This window comes from Marinobacter sp. MBR-99 (assembly GCF_040547575.1).
In the GTDB taxonomy this organism is placed as follows: Bacteria; Pseudomonadota; Gammaproteobacteria; order Pseudomonadales; family Oleiphilaceae; genus Marinobacter.
On sequence record NZ_JBEPPY010000048.1, the window covers coordinates 1 to 1,984 of the forward strand.

Sequence of the window (1,984 nt, forward strand, 5' to 3'; positions counted from 1 at the left end):
TGTCACCGCCGGAGTAATACTGACCCACTAGCGCCGACTTAAAATTGACCCACCTGAGGCAAAATGGCCGCCTAACAAACTGACCAGGGCGGCGGCCGATGTTGACTCAGGAGATACTTGTGGAAATTCATGTATTGCATCGCCAAGGCCAGAGTATTCGCGCCATCGCCAAACAGTTGGGAGTGTCCCGCAACACGGTGCGCCGGTATCTGCGGGATCTGAGCGCAGTGCCTTCCTATCCGGAACGAGCGCAGCGGGCGATAAAGCTGGATCCGTTCAAGAGCTATCTGTTGGCGCGGATTGAAGCGGCCAAGCCGCACTGGATACCGGCGACGGTCTTGTTGAGCGAGATTCAGGATCGTGGGTACAGCGGTGGAATCACCCAGCTCAAGAGTTACATTGCCGACTTCAAAACCGTCGAGCCTGATCCGGTGGTCCGCTTTGAGACGCCGCCAGGCAAGCAGATGCAGGTCGATTTCACGACCATTTCTCGGCACCGGCGCAAAATTAAAGCCTTCGTTGCCACGCTGGGATTCAGTCGCGCCACCTATGTCCGGTTTTCTGAGCACGAACGACAGGATGACTGGTTGCGCGGTATCGAAGAGGCCTGCCAGTACTTCGGCGGAGTACCCCAAGAGATCCTGTTCGACAACGCCAAGACCATCATGATTGAACGTGATGCCTACGGCGAAGGGCATCACCGCTGGAATGCACAGCTGCTGGCCACAGCCCAGGATTATGGTTTTGTCGCCCGTGCCTGCCGGCCTTACCGGGCACGCACCAAGGGCAAGGTGGAACGCTTCAACGGTTATCTGAAGAACAGCTTCATCACCCCCTTGGCGGCCACCCTCAACCAGGCCGGCCTGCGGCTGGACGTGACAACGGCCAACGCCCATATAGGCCCCTGGCTGGAGCGCGTGGCACATCAGCGCATCCACGGTACCACCGGCATCAAGCCTCAGGTTTTGCTGGACCAGGAACGCTTTCAACTTCTGCCTTTGCCGAAACGGCCTCAACCTGCGGTACAGCGAACACCAGCCTCAACCCGGCCGGTTCCGCGAGAGAGCTTCCAGCACCCTCTCAGCCTGTATGACCAACTGCTGGAGGCTCGCCCATGAACTTGCAACATCAGCGTATCCAGCACGCCTGTGCGAGCCTCAAGCTCGATACCCTGGCCAGCGAATGGGCGGCCATTGCCGACCATTCCGTCTCGCAGGAAGGCACGCTGGCAGACTTCCTGGAGCAATTATTAAGCCTGGAGCTGAACGCCCGGTCACAGCGATCCCGGGAGACCCTGCTGAAGTTCGCCGGCTTCCCCGGACGCAAACTCTTCGAGGACTTTGACTTCAAATTCGCCAGCGGTGCTCCGCGCAAACAGCTGAATGAGCTGACCAGCCTGGCCTTCATAGAGCGAGCAGAGAACATCGTTCTGCTTGGGCCCAGCGGCGTCGGTAAAAGCCACCTGGCAATCAGCCTGGGTCACAAGGCCGTCAGCCAGGGCATCAAGACCCGCTTCATCGCCGCTGCTGATCTGATGTTGCAACTGGCCGCCGCCCGGAAGCAGGAGCGTCTGGATCAATACCTGAAGCGCAGTATTCTGGCACCCAGGCTCCTGATCATTGACGAGATCGGCTATCTGCCATTTGGTCGTGAGGAAGCCAATCTGTTCTTCAACGTCATCGCCAAACGGTACGAGCATGGCAGCGTTATCGTTACCAGTAACTTGCCATTCTCGCAGTGGGCCAACGCCTTCGCTGATGACGCCACGTTAACTGCGGCGTTGCTGGACCGGCTTCTGCACCACGCGCACATCGTCCAGATCCGGGGAGAAAGTTACCGCCTCAAAGACAAAAAAGCAGCGGGCATCGCACCCATCTCAACCAGCAACCAGGATCAATTAACCAACACCTAACCGCCAAGGGTGGGTCAGTTTTAAACCGGCGATATTGCCAAAAAGTGGGTCAGTTTTAACCCGACGTTGACA

General features: G+C 58.0%; 2 protein-coding genes. Both read left to right on the forward strand.

The genetic code is table 11. The features are described 5' to 3' along the window. Window positions 1-98 precede the first annotated feature (98 nt). Complete coding sequence (gene istA / locus ABIE59_RS19870; RefSeq protein WP_354449532.1) at window positions 99-1,118, forward strand: IS21 family transposase; 1,020 nt, start codon at window positions 99-101, stop codon at window positions 1,116-1,118. Beyond that, complete coding sequence (istB, locus tag ABIE59_RS19875) at window positions 1,115-1,912, forward strand: IS21-like element helper ATPase IstB (RefSeq protein WP_354449533.1); 798 nt, start codon at window positions 1,115-1,117, stop codon at window positions 1,910-1,912. The genes istA and istB overlap by 4 nt, the downstream gene beginning before the upstream one ends. Window positions 1,913-1,984: the final 72 nt, after the last annotated feature.